Here is a 17880-nt window from a genome sequence, read left to right on the forward strand (position 1 = left end):
TCTTTTCTAGTTTTAAGTAAACCATCACTGGATTCTGCGCAAAATAAGATTACATTACTTTACAATCACTTGTGATGAGCGAGGTTTCTGAAAAGAGATTGTTTCTAGCTTAAAAACTTATCCCCTGAATAAGCCTTGCTCGGTTTGATCAATATCTTTATCCGCAAACTCACCTGCACACTTACCCCATTAGGGGTGGATGATAATCGGCGTATGATCAGCAACCAGTTGCCATATTTCGTCTATATCCGAGTTGGTCACCGCAATACAGCCTAAGGTCCAGTCTTTGCGTGGCATATAGCGTGCGCTGGCAGGAAATGAGGTGGCACGTGTTGGTACAGTGCCATGAATCATCACATCACCGCCTGCTGAGCGCTGATGTTGTTTGGCATAAGCACGATCCTCTTTGTTGGGATAGGAGATGTGCAAAGACTTATAGTAAGCACTTTGAGGATTACGCCAATCGATAGAATAAGTCCCTTCAGGTGTCTTGCCATCACCTTCAAATTGTTTATGTCCGATCGGGTCAAAGCCTAAACGGATTGGATAGCTGCGAATGATTTCTTGCTGGTGCTTCAATTGCAGAATGCGCTGGCTTTTAAATACTTCAATGGAAGTCACGGGTTTAGTTTGTTGAAGCTTTTGTATTTCATGGTCTGAAAGAGGCTGATGTGTTGATCCTAATGTTGGGATGAACTTACCATACTGGAAATAAGCCAGTCCCAATAACAGGATTAAAATCGCACATCCGATCATCAGTCCAATTTTCATAGATTTCTTCTGCTAAGATGAACAACTGACAGAAATTTCAGCTACATCGCTTGGTAATGGCCCAGTATCCTGCTCAGTTTCTAAATCAGATTGTTTTTGATAGGGTTGATTCAATAACTTAAACAAACGATCAACCTCATTAAAGTCACCACGTTCTGCAAGTTCAATGGCTTTCTGCGCCATATGATTGCGCAGAATATACTGTGGATTGACCTGCTGCATGATCTCATCCAAGGCATCAGTATCTTGATGTTGTCGGATATTTTGATAGCGTGTTAGGAAGTCATCAAACTGCTGGATATGAATACAGTCATCTCTTAATGCTTTGTAATCTTGTTGCTGCAAACGAAGAAAACTTTGCGTGTAATCGAGCTGCTCTGTTTGCAAAATACCAAGAAAGGCAAAACTACAATCTAGACTGTCTTTATGAAATTCTGGCAGACCCATTTTTTGACAGAGTCCTTGACCATAATATTGTAAGAAGGTCGGCTCAAATTTTTCTAAACATGCTGCTAGATCGAGTTTGAACTGTTCTTTATTTTCTGCGCTCGCTAATGGAATTAAATTATTCAGCCATGTCCAAAGATTCCAATGACCAATACTCGGTTGATTCTGATAAGTATAACGTCCTTGATAGTCTGAATGGTTGTTAATCCAATTCGGGCGGAAACGTTCCATAAAACCGTAAGGGCCAAAGTCGAGTGTTGAACCTGTAATATTAAGATTATCGGTATTCATGACACCATGCGCAAAGCCAACCAGTTGCCATTTAGCAATCATAATCGCGGTTCTCTCAATCACCGCTTCTGCGAAAGCCAGAATTGGATTTTCAGCGTTCAGGCATTCTGGATAATGCCATTCAATACATTTCTGGGTGAATTCAGCCAAAAGTTCAGGTGCATATTGATTAATCCACTCAAAATGCCCCAAACGAATATGGCATTCGGAGGTACGTAATAGCATCGCACCTAGCTCTAGGGTTTCGCGCTGTACGCCTTGCGTAGAGCTGGTAAAACCTACTGCGTGACTTGATGCAACACCCAAAGCATTTAACGCATGTCCAGCTAGATATTCACGAATCACCGAACGCAGCACAGCACGTCCATCGCCCATACGCGAGTAGGGAGTTGAACCTGCACCTTTGAGATGTAGATCAATCGTTTCACCTTGTTTATTTAGGATTTGCCCGATCAACAAACCGCGGCCATCTCCTAACTGTCCAGCCCATTGTCCAAACTGATGCCCTGCATAAACCATAGCGAGTGGCGGGAATTCAGTGAAGGTTTTTTGTCCACTACAGATTTCAACCCAGTTGGCTTTGTCTTCTTCGCTCCATTGCAATTCATCTGCTAAAGCTTCATTGAAATGACCTGCTTTGGCACCACGCAATGGACTTGGCTGCTGTTGGTGATAGAGCTTAGGATTAAGTGAAGCATAGCGGGGATTGAATTGCATAACTGAAACATCAGAGAGAGCTGAATCATGACTATAGCAAAAATTAGTGTGAAATGGGGAATCGTAAGGAAGGGGAAAGGTAGATGAACAGGCATAAAAAATGGCCTCTCTTGAGACCATTTTCGGTAGATATTTCGTTATTCAGAAACTGGCGCTTTTTTGATATTACGCATCAAGGTTTCTAAACATTCACGATGGTGGCTTAAGCGATGTTCAAGCAATTGGAAATCAACTTTCAGTTTGTGATCCATCTGATGAATTTTCTCAGCCATCGCTGCTTTTTTCGCTTGAAGCTCTTGTTCTTTTAGCTTAGCCCAATCATTTAAAGTATGGGTGAAAGCTTCATATTCTTGTGCAATACGTTGTTTCATTTGCACGATGTCAGTATTGACATCATGACCATAAATCGCCAAGTCACGTTCCGCATATTTGAACTTCATCGCAAGCTCTGCTTTTTTGATATTAAAGCTAGGAATACGACGTAGGTTTTTTGCTAAACCAAGTTTAGAGCTGGTCCAGATCAACCATTTGGTTGGGTCATATTGCCACCATTTCACACCATTACGGTAATCGTATTGGAAAATGTGGTGGTAGTTATGATAACCCTCACCCCAAGTGAAAATAGCTAACACGAAGTTGTCTCGCGCCGTATTTTCATCAGTATAAGGACGTTTACCCCACATATGACACAGTGAGTTGATAAAGAAAGTAACGTGATGGCTGATGATCAAACGTAATAAACCACCAAGTAAAATTACACCCCAGATATCGCCTGTCGCCCAACCAATCAAGCCTAATACACCAACGTGAACTGCGATCACCATTGGCACATAGTAGTTGTGTTGAAACATCACTAATTTGTCATTGAGCAAATCAGGAGCATTTTTAAAATCTGGTTTAGATGGGGAATGATCGCGAATCATCCAACCTAGATGGGCATACCAAAAGCCACGTTTGATTGAATACGGATCTTCATCAACATCATCGACATGGCGGTGATGGGTACGGTGACCTGAAGCCCAGAATAAAATACTGTTTTGAACAGCAAAGGTGCCGCCAATCATGAGTAAGATTTTAAGCGGTAATGCTGCTTCATAAGCACGATGTGCCCATAGACGGTGATAACCTGCTGTAATTCCTAGGCTACTGAGTGCCAATAGGAAAATCATACTCACCCATGCACTTACACTAAAATCATAATAATAGGCGTACAAAGGAATTAATATAGCAGCAAGAATTGGTGTTCCAATTAAGGTAATGCTAGCAGTCCAGTTAATGGGTGCTTTTTTGAGTGGGGCGGAAGTCATATCCGTCAGCGCTCCTAAAAACCTTGTTTGCACAAGATAATAAAACTAAACGAGATAGCAAAACCAATCATGACGATATATTGCTATTTTATCACTGATATTAGCATGTCCAAATCAATTAGCACTAGCATTATTCTACAGTTGTATCGAAAGAACAGTAACAGAATTCATTTGTAAAATTAATCAATGAATTAAAAGGTGAAATAAATCAATGTCTGAGCAAATTACCATGAAAAATCCCATTTTTTCTTTGAAGGCATTTTTTAACAAAACTTTAATATTCTCTGCTGCAGTCATGCTTGCGGCGTGCCAAAGCCAGCCAAAACCTGTGCAAAAGAACACCTTGCAGCCCAAGCGAGTAACTCAGCCACCGGCAATGCAAGTGCGTAAGAGTACAGATGGCGTTCAGGATGTCGAATGGCAGATTACAACGATTCAAGGCAAGCGGGCACTGTTCTTTAACCAGTATCCAAGCTTCTTGCTTAACTCTGTTTCAAAAATGGTGACAGGGCATACTGGGTGCAACAATATTTATGGTCGTTATAAATACGATTTCACCCAACGTAAACTGGACTTTGATGTTATGGCACAACATCAAAGTTGTAATCGCGCTTTGGCACAAGAAGCTGACTTGATGGATTCGATTCAACGGGTTGAACGCTTCCAGTTGGATGGTGCAAACTTATATTTATTAGATGCAAAAGGGCAACGTCTTATTCAGGCGCAACGTAAAAAGTAAAATAAAAAAAGGCGGAATTTATTCCGCCTTTTACTTACTTCAAATGCTGCAACATCGTGGTGGGTACATCGGTAATCAAACCTTGAATGCCCAACTGTTGAAGATGCTTGGCACGTTCAACTTCATTCACCGTCCAGACACTAATCTCAAGATTCGCTTGTTGAGTCCGTTGAATAATTTCATCTGTCGCCAAGGCATCTCCCCAGCCAATTTGACTGCAGCCATATTGCTGGGCAAGTTCTATTGCATATTCACCAATTGGAATTTCCACCAACAGCCCACGTTTAAATGAACTCTGATGTTGTTGTAAGGCTGCCAAAATTTTGACATCAAAACTGGTAATGGTTGCGCTCTTCTCAAACCCTTTTAAATCTTGATGCAGTTGATAGACCAAACGCTCAGCCGCAGTTTCATCTGCAACAGCCTTAATTTCAACTTCGATATGCTCAAAATCGGTTAAACAATCCAAAACATGCGGTAGGCTTGGTGTGTATTCTTCAAATGCCCATGCCTGCCATTGATGGCGATGATCGAATTGCTGAGCTTCTAATAAATTGCAGCTTTCAACCTGTTGTGAACGACCAGCAGTGCGCACAAAATCATCATCATGGATCACGACCAGTTGATCATCTTTCAGTTGGCGGACATCAAATTCAACACCACGTACGCCTAAATCATGCAGATAACGAAAACCGCCTAAGGTATTTTCAGGGGCTTCACCACGCGCACCACGATGACCAATAATTCGCATTTTTCTCTGCCTTGATTGAAAAATTATGCTTGATCGATACTGTCGTTAATATTTTTTTGCCACAGCACTTCGCTACCACCTTCAGCACGTTGTAATGCACGTGAAGCAACGAATAACCAGTCCGATAAGCGATTCAGTAATTGTAATGCGGTTGCCTGAATATTTTGGTCACGATTATGTACTGACAATAACGCACGTTCTGCACGCCGGCAGACTGCACGAGCTTGATGTGCATAACTGCAAGCTAAAGTGCCTGATGGCAAAATGAAATCTTTTAACATCGGCAAAGATTCATTCATGTGATCGATTTCTTTTTCGAGAAACTCGATGCAGACAGGTTGAAGTAAGTGATAGTTCGGGATACACACTTCACCGCCTAAATCAAACAGCCAATGTTGAATCAGGCTTAAGCTTTTATCCCAATGCGCCTTATTTTCAACTACGCTGGCACTGATTTGTGCACGAAGCACACCAATGGTTGCATTGAGTTCATCGACATCACCCAAAGCTGCGATGCGTAAATCATCTTTGGCAACACGTGAACCATCCCCTAGGCCAGTTGTGCCTGAGTCGCCTGTACGTGTATAGATTTTACTTAAACGATGTCCCATAGTTCTGTTTCTCTGATCCTGAAAATAAAAAGGGGATAATGTCGGTCAGAACATTACCCCGAAACTGGAGTTAAGAAAATATTTTTTATTATTTTATCACGCGATTAATAACGGAATGTGACACCAGCAGAAGCTAGGCGACCACCGTTAATGTAGTAACTACCACTACCATAAGCGGTACGATATTTTGAATCACCTACATTTTGGATGTTCGCAAAAACATCTACATTTTTATTCACTTTGTATTGTCCATGCATGTCTACACGGAAGTGCCCAGGGATTTGAACATTGTCAAAAGCACTGTTGTCGTAATCACCATTCGCTAACATTGTAGTCGAGAAGGTATATTGTTCATCGGTCCAACCTGCAGTCAAAGCAATATTTTGACGAGGACGACGACTTAAATCTTCATCATTTTTCTTGTCTTTAGCGCGAACATAGTTATAACTTAAATTAGTAAACAGGTTTTCACCTTGCCATTTCACATACAGCTCACTACCTTCCATTTTAGCTTTTTCAACGTTACTCATTTGATTCAGAACGCCATCAAAAGCAATGAGATTATCTACTTCTGTAGTATAGAGAGATAAACCAGTTGAAATATTGTAAGCCAGTTTTTGGTCTAGGCCGATTTCATAAGACAAGCTTTCTTCTGGTTTAAGGTCTGGGTTACCACCATAAGCATACATATCATTGAGTGTTGGAGCTTTAAAAGCTGAACCAATATTTGCATAAATACTAGTTAACGGTAGCAATTGATAACGAACAGATCCTTGAGCAACGGTATGTGTACCGAATTTTTCATTGTCTTCTACACGGATACCAACTTGGGTGTTTAATCCTGCTTGATCATATTTGTGCTGGATATAATAACCTGTTGAATCAATATCCTCTTGATATGGTGTGCCATAGGAAATCACATCACCATCAATATTTCGGTGTGTTACACCAACGAGAAGCTTTTGACTTGGTGTAAAGCCCCATTGGCCATAGATTTCAGATTCTTGCGTTTTACTATGCACAAAATCTATTGAATTATTTTGATCTAATTCATCTTTAAATTGAGAGAAACGGGCATGTACGGCTAAATTATCAAGAATATTTAAACGTCCTTTGACGTTAATGATTTCATTTTTAAAATCTTGAGAAACGAATTTGCCAGAGCTATCGTAATCGCTAGAACCTTGGTTCTCACTATAATCAACCGAAGCCGCATATTGCTCTTTATCAACGCCAACTTTTGCACTATAGCCCTTTTGATCAAATGAGGCATCGGCTGCATTTTTTACCTCTTTTACAGGTGTCCCATCCGTTTCAAGGCGTTGCCCACGAATTTGTGCATAGAAACCATTTTCAGCCAGATCTGCACCGATGACAGATTTATAGGTTTTATTTTCACCTATTTCACCTGTTACAAATGCAGAGGTTTTTTCTGGTGTTTTAGAAATAAGTTGAACTACGCCTGAGATTGCATCAGTACCATATAAAACTGATGCAGGACCTTTTAATACTTCGATCTGCTTAATATCAGTTGTATCAATAAATGGTAAAGAGGCTGTACCAGAAGTTGCTGAATTCAGGCGGACACCGTCTCTTAAAACAAGCGTTTGGTTTGAATTACCGCCACGTAGGAAGATAGAAGCTGTCTGGCCATAGCCACCGCTTTGTACCATATTGATAGAAGCATCGGTTTGTAATAATTGGGGTAACGAAGCGATTGGTGACTGCTCAAGAATTTTCGGTTCAATAATATTGATTCGCGCAGGAACTTCATTGATTTTTTGTTCAGTACGAGATGCCGTCACAACAATCGTATCTAGCGTCGCAGTTTTATCGCTTGATTGATCTTGAGCAAAAGCAGGTGAAGAAAACCCCATCGCAATAGCGATAGCACCAACTAAACGAGTCGGTTGAAAAACAGTAGACATGATGTCGCTCCAGACATTCACCCGTCGTGAATGATAATGTGGAAATAAACAACAAGCAGGTCTCCGGACTTCACTATAATCATCAAATGAATGATGTTACTCATCATCTTCCCACATCATACCGATGCAGTGATTTGGCGTTGAGCTGAGATGAGTGATTCGGTGTTACCGTTGCGAGGGCAGTGTTGGACTTACACCAACTTCCCTATAAACAAAAGAATTTGCTTTAGACTTGTTGCAAGATTACGCAAAGTATAAAGTGTTAACGTTTTTTAAACAATTGCATTTCCGAATGAACTTTGCCCAAAGCAAGTCAAATTGCATTACAATGCGAGAGTTTCAAAATATTCAGTTTAAATTGGACAGCTCATGCGCCAAAGCCAAATGCGAACTCGCGCCAAGATTTGTGGAATTACCCGAGCACAAGATATCCAAGCCGTTGTAGAATCAGGGGCAGATGCGATTGGTTTTGTGTTTTTTCCACCCAGTCCACGACATGTTAGTATCGAGCAAGCCCAAACTTTGGCAAAGCTGGTACCACCTTATGTGCAGTTGGTCGGCTTATTTGTAAATGCCAGTGCTGAAGAAATCCAAACGGTGCTTGATTCCGTTGCTTTGGATGTATTACAACTACATGGCGATGAAACGCCAGAACAATGTCAATTGATTGCAGCATACTGTAAACGCCGTTGGTATAAGGCCATTCAAGTTAAACCTGATTTAGATGTTGTGGCTGAAATCCAGCGTTATCAAGCAGCGGGAGCCAGTGCAGTGCTTTTGGATGCATGGCATCCTGAACTGAAAGGGGGCACAGGACACAGTTTTGACTGGACCCAATTCCCCCAACTAGATATTCCACTCATTTTGGCAGGCGGATTAACCCCTGAAAATGTCAGTGAAGCTATTGATACTACAGCGGCATTTGCTGTAGATGTCAGCGGAGGCGTTGAGTCCGCAAAAGGTATAAAAGACCAACAACTGATTGAAAAATTTATGCAAGGAGTCCAACGTGGATCAGCAAAGCCCTAGTCAAAAAAATCAAGTGATTGACTACTCCCAGTTTCCAGATGCTCAAGGGCATTTCGGTATTCATGGTGGACGTTTTGTATCAGAAACGCTGATGGCTGCACTTGAAGACCTCGAAAGTCTTTATGGTCGTATGAAGAATGATGCTCAATTTTTGGCAGAGTTTGACCGTGATCTTGCGTTCTATGTTGGTCGTCCTAGCCCACTTTATTATGCTGAACGATGGTCTCAGCACCTCGGCGGTGCGCAAATTTACCTGAAACGTGAAGATCTCAATCACACTGGTTCGCATAAAGTGAACAACACCATTGGTCAGGCTTTATTGGCAAAACTGTCGGGTAAAAAGCGCATCATTGCGGAAACAGGTGCAGGTCAACACGGTGTGGCGACGGCAACGATTGCAGCACGCTTAGGTATGGAATGTGTGGTGTACATGGGCGCTGAAGACGTGAAGCGTCAGGCCATGAATGTATATCGTATGCGTTTGTTGGGCGCAACAGTGGTACCCGTGCAAAGTGGTTCAAAAACATTGAAAGATGCCATGAACGAAGCGATGCGTGATTGGGTCACTAATGTCGATAGCACCTATTATGTGATTGGTACTGTTGCTGGTCCGCATCCATACCCACAGTTGGTTCGAGACTTCCAATCGATTATTGGTCGCGAAGCTCGCCAACAAATCCAACAACAAGCAGGGCGTTTGCCAGATGCTTTAGTGGCTTGTGTAGGTGGTGGTTCAAATGCGATGGGCTTGTTCTATCCATTCCTGAATGATCATGATGTGAAAATGTATGGTGTTGAAGCTGCTGGTTATGGCATTGAAACAGGCAAACACTCTGCACCATTGAATGCAGGACATGTGGGTGTGTTACATGGGAACCGTACTTATTTGATGTCGGATGAACAAGGTCAGATCATTGAAACACATAGTATTTCAGCGGGTTTGGACTATCCAGGTGTTGGTCCTGAGCATAGTTTCCTGAAAGATATGAACCGTGTTGAATATGTGCCAATCAATGATGATGAAGCCTTACAGGGTTTCCGTGATCTCACTCAAATCGAAGGGATTATTCCTGCGCTTGAAAGCTCACATGCGATGGCTTACGTCACTAAACTTGCGCCAACCATGTCGAAAGATCAAATCATTATTGCAACGGTTTCAGGTCGTGGTGATAAAGACTTGATGACGGTTGCGCGTATTGATGGCGTTGAAATGGTTGAGATGTAAGTTTTCAAAATGCCAAGTCTGTTTATGGTGATGTTGGGTGGCCGGCATGCTAGAGCCAATACCGAAGTTCATGATGTGGTAATGGCAATAGGTGAATCATTGTCTGAAGTCATCCCTCAGCTCAAACAGGCTTGGTTTGGTGAATCGAAAGGCTTACATATCGATGCTTGGGCACAGATTTCAGGTGTTCAATCACAAGGCGTGAATTATCAAATTCAGTTTTCCGATGCTGCACCGTCGGTTTTGGATGAAAAATTATATTTGATTAACTTAGGTGGATATTCACTTAACGCTTTTGGTGAATTACATAGCTACCATTTGGTGCTTGCACCAGATGCAGGGATTGCAAAACAGTTGGGTAAACAATTTATCGAACAAGATTGGCATAAACCGCATACCGATCGTGTGGTCGATGTCGATGATTGTATTCCAATTGATCATGTTGCAGGACGTTATATCCATTTAATTCAAGGTGAGTTTAGCCCTACTATTTGGGAAAATACTTATCTGACTTTGGATTAATCGACAGATAAAATGAAAACAGGGAAGCAATTGCTTCCCTGTTTTTTATTGCGTATATAGTTAAGGAACCAGTTTGATTCGATCGGTTTTAGGTGCCGTCAGTGGAGAATGCTGCGCTACATATTTTTCTAAGGCATCGATATCTTGTCCGCCACCGACTGGATTTTTACCTTCTTTTAATACCGTGAAGTTATCACCGCCATCAGCAAGGAAGCTGTTTACCGTCACACGATAAATCTTGCTATCCACGAGTGCTTGTCCTGCAACCAAGATATTGCTGGCGCGTGGTAAAGTCGAGTTGTCTTTCTTATACGAATAACTGAACTCTTTGGATGGCTGTAAGATACGAACTGTGGCTGCGTTTGCACCTGACCATTGCTGTTCTAACACATCACGAATCTGCTTGCCTGTTAGGCTCAGCGTCACAATTGAGTTACCAAAAGGCTGTACGGTAAAGACATCGCCAAAGGTGATCTGATTATTGCTATTTACCAATAAATCGGCACGAACACCCCCCGGATTCATCAGGGTAAAGTCTGAACCTTGATTACTCGCAGTTAAAGCCATGGCTTGTTGTGCATCGGCAATTAAATTACCGAGTGCGCTTTCACCACTTTCGGTGCCATTACGATTAATCACAGCATTGGCTGTACCGACGACACGGGCGGAAATGGTCGTGACAGCTTGGCGATATTTATCAAGGATCGCTTCAATGCTTGGCGTTTTATTAAACTTCTCATATAGATCAGTTAAGTTCACTGTAGTTGAGCCAGATGTATATGCTTCACTTTGAATCGGAACTTGTTTGGCATCCTTTTTAATGACATTACCCGTTTTGCCATCCAGTTCTAATTGGATGTTGGTAATCGCAGTGCCATATTGTCCCGCAGAAGTCAGTAAGAACGGTTTTTGTGGATTCTTGGTTGAGTAATCACAAATATAAGATTGGTGCGTATGACCAGAAACCACCACATCAACCGCAGGATCTAAACGATCGAGGATACCGAGTAATGGGCCACTGAGACCATCACAAGTTTTCTTATTAAATTTAGTACTTGGTGCCACACCTTCATGCACTACCACCACAATCGCTTCAATGCCTTGTTTTTTTAACTCAGGAATTAAGGCATTGACCGTATCCGCTTCATCATTAAAGTTGACATCTTTAATGCCTGCAGCTGAGACAATGCTTGGTGTTGCTTTCAGGGTCATCCCGATAAAGGCAACAGGAATGCCACCATAAGTTTTGACTTTATAAGCAGGGAACAGGGTTTTCTTCGGATCAGCCTTCATTGAGACATTGGCGGCCAGAAAATTAAATTTGGCCCCCTCAAACTTTGGATTGATTTGACAAGGTTTGGCGCTGGTATATTGCTGACAGCCACCATTTTGCAAACGACGTAATTCATCGGTTCCACGGTCAAATTCATGATTACCAACCGCGTTGAAATCAATCTGAATGTCATTCATGGTTTCAATGGTTGGCTCATCCAAGAACAGCGATGAAGTGAGTGGAGAGGCGCTAATTAAGTCACCCGCTGAAACGACAGCATTGTTTGGATATTGCGCACGTAGTTTTTTAATGGCATCGGCAAAATAACTGACCCCACCAACAGGAATACGCACTGTTTTACTGTTATCACTTGGATCATCTGCTTCAATAAAACGTTTCGGTGGTTCTAAATTACCGTGAAAGTCGTTGAACGCAAGGATATTGATATTTTGATTTTTACGTTCAACTGTTGGCATTCCGTTATTATCTTCATTGTCATTACAAGCTGTTAAAGCCAGCATCATGAGACAGAGTACGTTTGCTTTTAATAGTCGTTGAGTCATCATGGTTTTTGATCGAGTGGTATAAGATTGTTTTTTAAAATAAAACTTCTGTATGAATATTTGATGAAATAGTGAGCTAAAAAGTATTGTTCAGAACTTGAGTTTGGCTGGAAGAATGTGCAGTAAGTAGAATTTTCCAACACAAAAATAGTAGTAAATTTGATCACTTACAGTCTATTATGGGCGTAGATGCGACCTAGCAATCATGGAATATAAAATGGATTTGATACAAGCCAATGGTCAACCGCGTTATGGACGTTTTGAGCAAGTGCCCTCGCGTATTAACTTGGATGACTATATTTATAAAACACCTTATGGTCAGGTGTTAACAGGTTGGCGCAAACAACTTAAATATAAAAAATTTAAATTCTGTGGTTTGCAGCATGAGCATTACAGTATTGGTGTGGCAATTGTTGATTTATCCTGGGCAGGGCATGGTTTTTTCTATGTCTACGACCATCAGTCAGAGAAAGTGATTGAATGGAATGCGATTCAGCCATTGGCTTTAAAGACTCAATTGGATGAACAACCTCTATTTAGCCAAAGTTCATTTAAAAAATCAGCTTATCAATTCGATATGCAGCATGCCAATGGGGTGCGCTATATCCAAGTGACCAAACATGGTGAAGTACAACTGAAAGCCCGAATTTTTTGTGCGGGCACGGATGCCTTAAGTTTGTGTAGCCCGACGGGGATTAATGGCTGGACTTATACCCAGAAACAAACCACATTGGCGGTTGAGGGATTCTTTATCAGCCCAGATCGACAACAGATTGAATTTAATGCACATAGTCTTGCGGCTTTGGATGATACCTGTGGTTTTTTGCGCCCTGAAACAGCTTGGTTTTGGTTGTCTTGCCAGTTCCGTGATGCGCAGGACCGTCGGATTGGCCTTAACCTGGCTTCAGGAGTCAATGAAAGTTTTGGTAATGAAAATGCCTTATGGGTAAATGGTCGTTTATTTCCACTGACTGATGTTTTATTTGAACAGCAAAATGAAAACACTTGGTCGATTCGTTCTTTGGGTGGATGTTTGAATTTGATGGTGGAAACAGGCTGGTGCCGTTTTGAAAATATTAATTTACGGTTGATCGGCAGCCAGTTTAATCAATGGCAAGCCAAAGTCAGTGGCACCATTGCACATGAGCAGGTTGAAGTGGTGTCATTAGATAATGAATATGGTTTGTTAGAACAACATTACGCGAAGTGGTGATTTGTAAAAAATAAGAATCTGTTTTTTAATATTAAGTATGTTGTGTCTCAGTGAAATTAGGGCGTAGGTGTAAGTATTAATCAGCTTTTAAGTACGGAACAATAACAGTGGGATGAGAAAAATAGATAGTATTTGGATTTGGGTGGAATTTGAAAATAGGAATAGAGGAGGAGAAAAATGATTTTTTTAAGGAAATCAGAACTAATCAGTTCTATATTTCAAGAAATTGCATTCTTAGCAGTGAGCGATTGGCAAAAAATAGTCTATTATACTGAAAGGTTTAGAGATAAAAATATTGGGCTGAGAAATAAGGATACAGCCTTATGTTGGATTGGTGAAAATCTAAAGTTATATACTGATGATTACCCTTTACGTTCGTCTATGGAACCTTATAAAACAATTAATATTCTCTTTGAAGAATGTGAGAAATCAGATGATATTTGGTGTGGTCTATCTCTGTTTTTAGATCATCATGGGAAATATTCTAGTAAATTTTATTATGAAGGTACTCCTTTACTAGATGGAAATGACGCTGAATTATCAAAAAGATTAGCCGAAATAAATCCTTAAAAGGTATTGTCTCGTTCCACCTTTATAAGGTGGAACGCTAAATGAGATTTTTATATAGTAGACTAAAGCCCCGCTTGCCAAAAAGCTTCACCCGCAGCAATCGGATCATTGGTTTTAGCCAAAGTATCAATCCAGACATCGTATTGGCGAATCACTGGGTGTTGATTCGGATGGAAATCTTTTTTAAACCAGTCGCTATATTGTGCTCTTTTCGCAGTCAAAATACCGTTACGACCAAAGAACCACGGTAAACCTTTACGTGCCATATCAAAACGTTGTCTTAAATTAAAACCATCGGTTTTGAGCATCACATCAGTGCGATACAAGGTAAAGCCAAACATCATCACTGTGGTGAACACCAAGGCAAAGCGACGGGTTGCTTCTGGCACTTCACCGACTTCACGCATTACATCAAAGGCGACATCGCGATGCTCCATTTCTTCAATCGCATGCCAAGCAAAAAGCGCACGTACAAAGGGATCAGCTTCCGCCAAAGTTGCTTTTTTGCTATAGAAAGTATCGGCCATCAGCGCAGTTAAATGCTCGGCTGCTGCGGTCATGGCAATGTTGTATTGTGGTGAGCGATTCTTGAGTTCAAATCTAAAAATTTTCTTTAAACGCGTTGTGAACTGATCTACAGGCATTCCTTGATCTTTCATGACTTGGTTCATTTTGTCATGGGCAATACCATGTTGTGCTTCCTGACGGATAAAATCAGCAACACGTTCCTGCAAGTCTGGATCATCAATTTTGTCACGGAATAAACGGACACATTCAATAAAGTAACGTTCGCCATCAGGGAAGGTGAGGCTTAAAGCATCAAACATACGAGTACGGAACGGATCCCCCCCAAACCAGAAGCGTGGTGCTTGATCGAGGTGGAAGTCCAGTTTGGTTCTGACCACGGGATCAACTTGATAGGAAACATGTGCATTCATTTTGACGATTCCTTGTTTTTCTTCATGCACTCAGTATGGAAAAACTCCGATGAAATGTTTTGACAGTTACAGCCAAGTTTTATACAAATAACGACAGATCAGGATGAGATTGGCGTATGTCAGTTAAAATAATCATTGGATATTTGCGTTTGTTTAATCGTGTTTTACAACAGGAACAAATTGATTTGTCTAAAGTTGTTGCACCTGAACTTTGGCAATCCTTTCAGGCCTGTTTGGAAAACCCCGATGAGCGTGACTTTGATGTCGAACGCTATGCCTTGTTGTTACAGGCTGCTCAAGCACACTTTACTCGTCCGATTACTTTGGTATTGGCAGAGCATGCCAATCTACAAGATTTGGGTCTGATGGGCTATTTAGCATCGACCAGTATTGATCTACAGCAAGCACTTCAACTATTACAACGCTATTATTCTCTGGTCTTTAAACAAACCAATTTAGAACAACTCGATGTACAGCAGTTTTCTGAATATATTCAAATTGTTTGGAGTGCATCTTATAGTGACTATCGGGAAATGTACGAGCTCAATCTGGCCTTGATCTTTAAAATTTCACAATCGATTGTGCAGGATGCTTTAGTACCACCGCAGATGATCCAATTTGGTTATGCACCGCATACTGCACTTTATCACTTTGAAAAGTTTTATGGTTGTCCGATTCAGATTCAGCAGGGGCAATATGCGATTCGCTTTTCCAATCAAATTTTAAAGGCAAAAAGTATTGCTGCAGATCAGCAACTGAACCAAGTCCTATCCACTCAAGCGCAGCATTCATTGAATAGCGTGAGTTCTTTTGAAATCCAACAGCAGCAATTTCGTCAAAAAATACATGGCTTTATCGAGCAAGGTTTATTGCAGCAGGAAGAGGTGTTGCAAAGTTATGTGGCAAAGCGTCTGCATTGTTCTGAACGGACGCTACAACGCCAACTGAAGGCTTATGAACTGAATTTTCAGGATGTACTTGATCAGTATCGATTGGAACAGAGCAAGCTGTATCTGCAGCAAGGTAAATCTTTTTCTGAGATTGCAGAGAGACTGAATTATGCCGATCAGAGTGCGTTTGGGCGGGCGTTTAAGCGTTGGACAGGAGTTACTCCCAAACAGTTTTTAAAATCACTTTAATTTTAAATATAGCGCTAGGCTTAATTTAAATTATGGTATGAAATGTGATACGCGGAAATGTCATCCACAACCTGCGTGGTTTTTATAATGTTTTGTTTCTGCGAAATATAGAAATATATCCAAGAAATGAACAGGTTTTGTGGATGACGGATGCCTTTGGTTACTTTGGGCTAAACCAAAGTAACTCGCCGAAGGCACAACCTAGAATCCGATGAGAGCTAGAAATGAGTTCTTTATGATCATGATCAATGGATTAATAAAGAACTTATAACAAAACAGACTGTATTATTTTAACGTGTTTTGAGGCGTGGATAATTAAAGACAATGGCGAGCACTGCGCAAATCGCAAGAATCCAGCAATAATAAATATTGCCAATCAATTCAACGGGCGAAAGTTTGGCAATCGAACAGGCCAACAGCAGTTGCGCACCGTAGGGGATAATTCCTTGAACCACACACGAGAAAATATCAAGTAAAGCTGCACTGCGCTTAGGATCTACGCCATATTCTCTTGCCACTTCACGTGCCATATCCCCAGATAAAATAATTGCAACCGTGTTATTGGCCACAAATAAATTAGAGAATACCACCAGAAAGCTAATCCCTAATTCACCAGCACGTTGTTTACCGAATTTGAATAGGCGTGTAATGGCATAGATACGTTGGATCAACCATTGCAAACCACCTTCTTTCTGCATCAAGGTGGATAACCCACCGAGTAACATGGAAAGTAATGCCACTTCAAACATGCTGACAAAGCCATCATAAATCGCACTATTCAGTTTCAGTACATCAAAATCTGGCTTTTCTATTAAGCCCATTAGCCCTGATAAAATCACTCCGATCATTAGCACTGCGAGGACATGCAGGCGGGTAAAAGCCAGGAAAAACACAGCCAGATAAGGCAAAATCAGCCAGAGATCATAAGGGGTTGATTGAATTGCTTCCGCCTCATGGCTCATCGAAATGTAGACCAATAAGGTAATAATGGCCGCAGGAAGTGCAATCCAGACATTGACTCTAAATTTATCTCTCAGTTCGACATTTTGGCTACGCGTTGCAGCAATGGTGGTATCTGAGATCATCGATAAATTGTCGCCAAACATGGCACCACCAACTACAGCACCAATGGCATATACTGGTGCAATATCAGTGGCTTGGGTAAACCCAAAGGCAATTGGGGCACAGGCTGCAATGGTGCCCATTGATGTTCCCATTGCTGTTGCAATAAACGCGGCAATGATAAACAGCATGGGTAAGACAAATTCTGGCGAAATAAGCGAAAGTCCCAACTGTACCGTAGCATCGACACTGCCAATAGCACTGGAGACACTGGCAAAAGCGCCGGCCAGCATGAACACCATAAACATTAGAATCAGATTGGGGTGACTGGCGCCTTGCAAAAACTCTTCAATTGCTGCATTTAGTTTTTGTTTATATAACAACAAAGCCAAAATCACGGCTGGAATGGCTGCAACAGGTGCTTTGACTTGATAGAAGGCAAATTCTGTCCCAATCATTGAATGATAGATACCACTCCCGAGAAAGATGATCAAAAATACCAATAGCGGTAGCAAAGCAAGGGCATTGCTTTGTACTTTTTCCTGAGAGTGGGCAGACATAAAAATAAAAAGAAAACTTAAAAATTGCGGCTAGTATAAAGGAGCTTGGCTGATTTCTAAAATGCAATGCGAACAGTCCAAAATTAGGAAGCTTTGATCATTGAGAAAAAACTCAAAATATAGATAAATGTAGCAAGGCTGTTGTAAGTAGTAAGATTCACTGTCGCATTCACGTCAAACTCTGTTCAATGAACAAAAAATAGCGTTACAATGCAGTGTTTTTG

The 17880-nt window shown here is 41.3% G+C and carries 16 protein-coding genes and 1 riboswitch; of the genes, 7 read left to right on the plus strand and 9 right to left on the minus strand.

Features of this window, described 5'->3' with window-relative positions:
• Nucleotides 1–189: 189 nt before the first annotated feature.
• The 3 genes from FPL17_RS17545 to FPL17_RS17555 form a co-directional block, all read right to left on the minus strand.
• On the minus strand, nt 190–771 hold the full coding sequence (locus FPL17_RS17545) for a L,D-transpeptidase family protein (protein WP_159886511.1): 582 nt from the start codon (nt 769–771) through the stop codon (nt 190–192).
• Nucleotides 772–783: 12 nt separating this feature from the next.
• Complete coding sequence (locus tag FPL17_RS17550; RefSeq protein ID WP_159886513.1) at nt 784–2226, minus strand: protein adenylyltransferase SelO; 1443 nt, start codon at nt 2224–2226, stop codon at nt 784–786.
• Between the two features lie 137 nt (nt 2227–2363).
• Nucleotides 2364–3533 (minus strand): acyl-CoA desaturase, encoded by a 1170-nt coding sequence (locus FPL17_RS17555; RefSeq protein ID WP_005193015.1) that lies wholly within the window; start codon nt 3531–3533, stop codon nt 2364–2366.
• Between the two features lie 211 nt (nt 3534–3744).
• On the opposite strand from FPL17_RS17555, the gene FPL17_RS17560 reads away from it, so the two are divergent.
• Nucleotides 3745–4272 carry an META domain-containing protein gene (locus FPL17_RS17560; RefSeq protein WP_159886515.1) on the plus strand — a complete coding sequence of 176 codons (528 nt, stop codon included), beginning with the start codon at nt 3745–3747 and terminating at the stop codon, nt 4270–4272.
• Nucleotides 4273–4306: 34 nt separating this feature from the next.
• On the opposite strand, the gene FPL17_RS17565 is transcribed toward FPL17_RS17560, so the two are convergent.
• From FPL17_RS17565 to FPL17_RS17575, 3 genes are all read right to left on the minus strand, one after another.
• Nucleotides 4307–5023 carry a glycerophosphodiester phosphodiesterase gene (locus tag FPL17_RS17565; protein ID WP_159886517.1) on the minus strand — a complete coding sequence of 239 codons (717 nt, stop codon included), beginning with the start codon at nt 5021–5023 and terminating at the stop codon, nt 4307–4309.
• 23 nt (nt 5024–5046) lie between these two features.
• The gene (locus FPL17_RS17570) at nt 5047–5634 is read right to left on the minus strand and encodes a cob(I)yrinic acid a,c-diamide adenosyltransferase (RefSeq protein WP_159886519.1); all 588 of its coding nucleotides are present in this window, start codon (nt 5632–5634) and stop codon (nt 5047–5049) included.
• 104 nt (nt 5635–5738) lie between these two features.
• Nucleotides 5739–7562, minus strand: coding sequence for a TonB-dependent receptor plug domain-containing protein (locus FPL17_RS17575; RefSeq protein WP_159886521.1), 1824 nt, complete (start codon nt 7560–7562; stop codon nt 5739–5741).
• Between the two features lie 37 nt (nt 7563–7599).
• Nucleotides 7600–7813: riboswitch (cobalamin riboswitch) on the minus strand.
• Between the two features lie 118 nt (nt 7814–7931).
• Between FPL17_RS17575 and FPL17_RS17580 the strand changes: the two genes are divergently transcribed.
• The 3 genes from FPL17_RS17580 to FPL17_RS17590 are packed head-to-tail and all read left to right on the plus strand — an operon-like array spanning nt 7932 to nt 10338.
• Nucleotides 7932–8591 (plus strand): phosphoribosylanthranilate isomerase, encoded by a 660-nt coding sequence (locus FPL17_RS17580; protein ID WP_005193002.1) that lies wholly within the window; start codon nt 7932–7934, stop codon nt 8589–8591.
• Nucleotides 8572–9816: a tryptophan synthase subunit beta gene (trpB, locus tag FPL17_RS17585; RefSeq protein WP_159886523.1), complete on the plus strand. Its 1245-nt coding sequence runs from the start codon at nt 8572–8574 to the stop codon at nt 9814–9816. The genes FPL17_RS17580 and trpB overlap by 20 nt, the downstream gene beginning before the upstream one ends.
• A 9-nt stretch (nt 9817–9825) precedes the next feature.
• Entirely contained in the window at nt 9826–10338 is a 513-nt protein-coding gene (locus FPL17_RS17590) for a DUF1543 domain-containing protein (RefSeq protein ID WP_159886524.1), read from the plus strand.
• 60 nt (nt 10339–10398) lie between these two features.
• Here the strand turns inward: FPL17_RS17590 and FPL17_RS17595 are convergent, their stop codons facing one another.
• Complete coding sequence (locus tag FPL17_RS17595; protein WP_159886526.1) at nt 10399–12177, minus strand: bifunctional metallophosphatase/5'-nucleotidase; 1779 nt, start codon at nt 12175–12177, stop codon at nt 10399–10401.
• A gap of 214 nt (nt 12178–12391) precedes the next feature.
• Between FPL17_RS17595 and FPL17_RS17600 the strand changes: the two genes are divergently transcribed.
• Nucleotides 12392–13387: a DUF2804 domain-containing protein gene (locus FPL17_RS17600; protein ID WP_159886528.1), complete on the plus strand. Its 996-nt coding sequence runs from the start codon at nt 12392–12394 to the stop codon at nt 13385–13387.
• 177 nt (nt 13388–13564) lie between these two features.
• Nucleotides 13565–13957 (plus strand): hypothetical protein, encoded by a 393-nt coding sequence (locus FPL17_RS17605; protein WP_159886530.1) that lies wholly within the window; start codon nt 13565–13567, stop codon nt 13955–13957.
• Nucleotides 13958–14019: 62 nt separating this feature from the next.
• Here FPL17_RS17605 and FPL17_RS17610 read toward each other — a convergent pair whose 3' ends face one another.
• Nucleotides 14020–14895, minus strand: coding sequence for a metal-dependent hydrolase (locus FPL17_RS17610; protein WP_016651169.1), 876 nt, complete (start codon nt 14893–14895; stop codon nt 14020–14022).
• A 116-nt stretch (nt 14896–15011) separates the two neighbouring features.
• On the opposite strand from FPL17_RS17610, the gene FPL17_RS17615 reads away from it, so the two are divergent.
• Nucleotides 15012–16034 carry an AraC family transcriptional regulator gene (locus FPL17_RS17615; protein WP_159886532.1) on the plus strand — a complete coding sequence of 341 codons (1023 nt, stop codon included), beginning with the start codon at nt 15012–15014 and terminating at the stop codon, nt 16032–16034.
• A 290-nt stretch (nt 16035–16324) separates the two neighbouring features.
• Here the strand turns inward: FPL17_RS17615 and FPL17_RS17620 are convergent, their stop codons facing one another.
• Complete coding sequence (locus tag FPL17_RS17620) at nt 16325–17656, minus strand: Na+/H+ antiporter NhaC family protein (RefSeq protein ID WP_159886534.1); 1332 nt, start codon at nt 17654–17656, stop codon at nt 16325–16327.
• Nucleotides 17657–17880: the final 224 nt, after the last annotated feature.

Source organism: Acinetobacter dispersus (genome assembly GCF_009884975.1).
Classification (GTDB): domain Bacteria; phylum Pseudomonadota; class Gammaproteobacteria; order Pseudomonadales; family Moraxellaceae; genus Acinetobacter; species Acinetobacter dispersus.

Coding starts and splice junctions, on each gene's coding strand:
- FPL17_RS17560 (WP_159886515.1), top strand. CDS start 3,745: ATGTCTGAGCAAATTACCATGAAAAATCCCATTTTTTCTTTGAAGGCA.
- FPL17_RS17620 (WP_159886534.1), bottom strand. CDS start 17,656: ATGTCTGCCCACTCTCAGGAAAAAGTACAAAGCAATGCCCTTGCTTTG.
- FPL17_RS17565 (WP_159886517.1), bottom strand. CDS start 5,023: ATGCGAATTATTGGTCATCGTGGTGCGCGTGGTGAAGCCCCTGAAAAT.
- FPL17_RS17590 (WP_159886524.1), top strand. CDS start 9,826: ATGCCAAGTCTGTTTATGGTGATGTTGGGTGGCCGGCATGCTAGAGCC.
- FPL17_RS17545 (WP_159886511.1), bottom strand. CDS start 771: ATGAAAATTGGACTGATGATCGGATGTGCGATTTTAATCCTGTTATTG.
- FPL17_RS17550 (WP_159886513.1), bottom strand. CDS start 2,226: ATGCAATTCAATCCCCGCTATGCTTCACTTAATCCTAAGCTCTATCAC.
- FPL17_RS17595 (WP_159886526.1), bottom strand. CDS start 12,177: ATGATGACTCAACGACTATTAAAAGCAAACGTACTCTGTCTCATGATG.
- FPL17_RS17570 (WP_159886519.1), bottom strand. CDS start 5,634: ATGGGACATCGTTTAAGTAAAATCTATACACGTACAGGCGACTCAGGC.
- FPL17_RS17605 (WP_159886530.1), top strand. CDS start 13,565: ATGATTTTTTTAAGGAAATCAGAACTAATCAGTTCTATATTTCAAGAA.
- FPL17_RS17610 (WP_016651169.1), bottom strand. CDS start 14,895: ATGAATGCACATGTTTCCTATCAAGTTGATCCCGTGGTCAGAACCAAA.
- FPL17_RS17575 (WP_159886521.1), bottom strand. CDS start 7,562: ATGTCTACTGTTTTTCAACCGACTCGTTTAGTTGGTGCTATCGCTATT.
- FPL17_RS17580 (WP_005193002.1), top strand. CDS start 7,932: ATGCGCCAAAGCCAAATGCGAACTCGCGCCAAGATTTGTGGAATTACC.
- FPL17_RS17615 (WP_159886532.1), top strand. CDS start 15,012: ATGTCAGTTAAAATAATCATTGGATATTTGCGTTTGTTTAATCGTGTT.
- FPL17_RS17555 (WP_005193015.1), bottom strand. CDS start 3,533: ATGACTTCCGCCCCACTCAAAAAAGCACCCATTAACTGGACTGCTAGC.
- FPL17_RS17600 (WP_159886528.1), top strand. CDS start 12,392: ATGGATTTGATACAAGCCAATGGTCAACCGCGTTATGGACGTTTTGAG.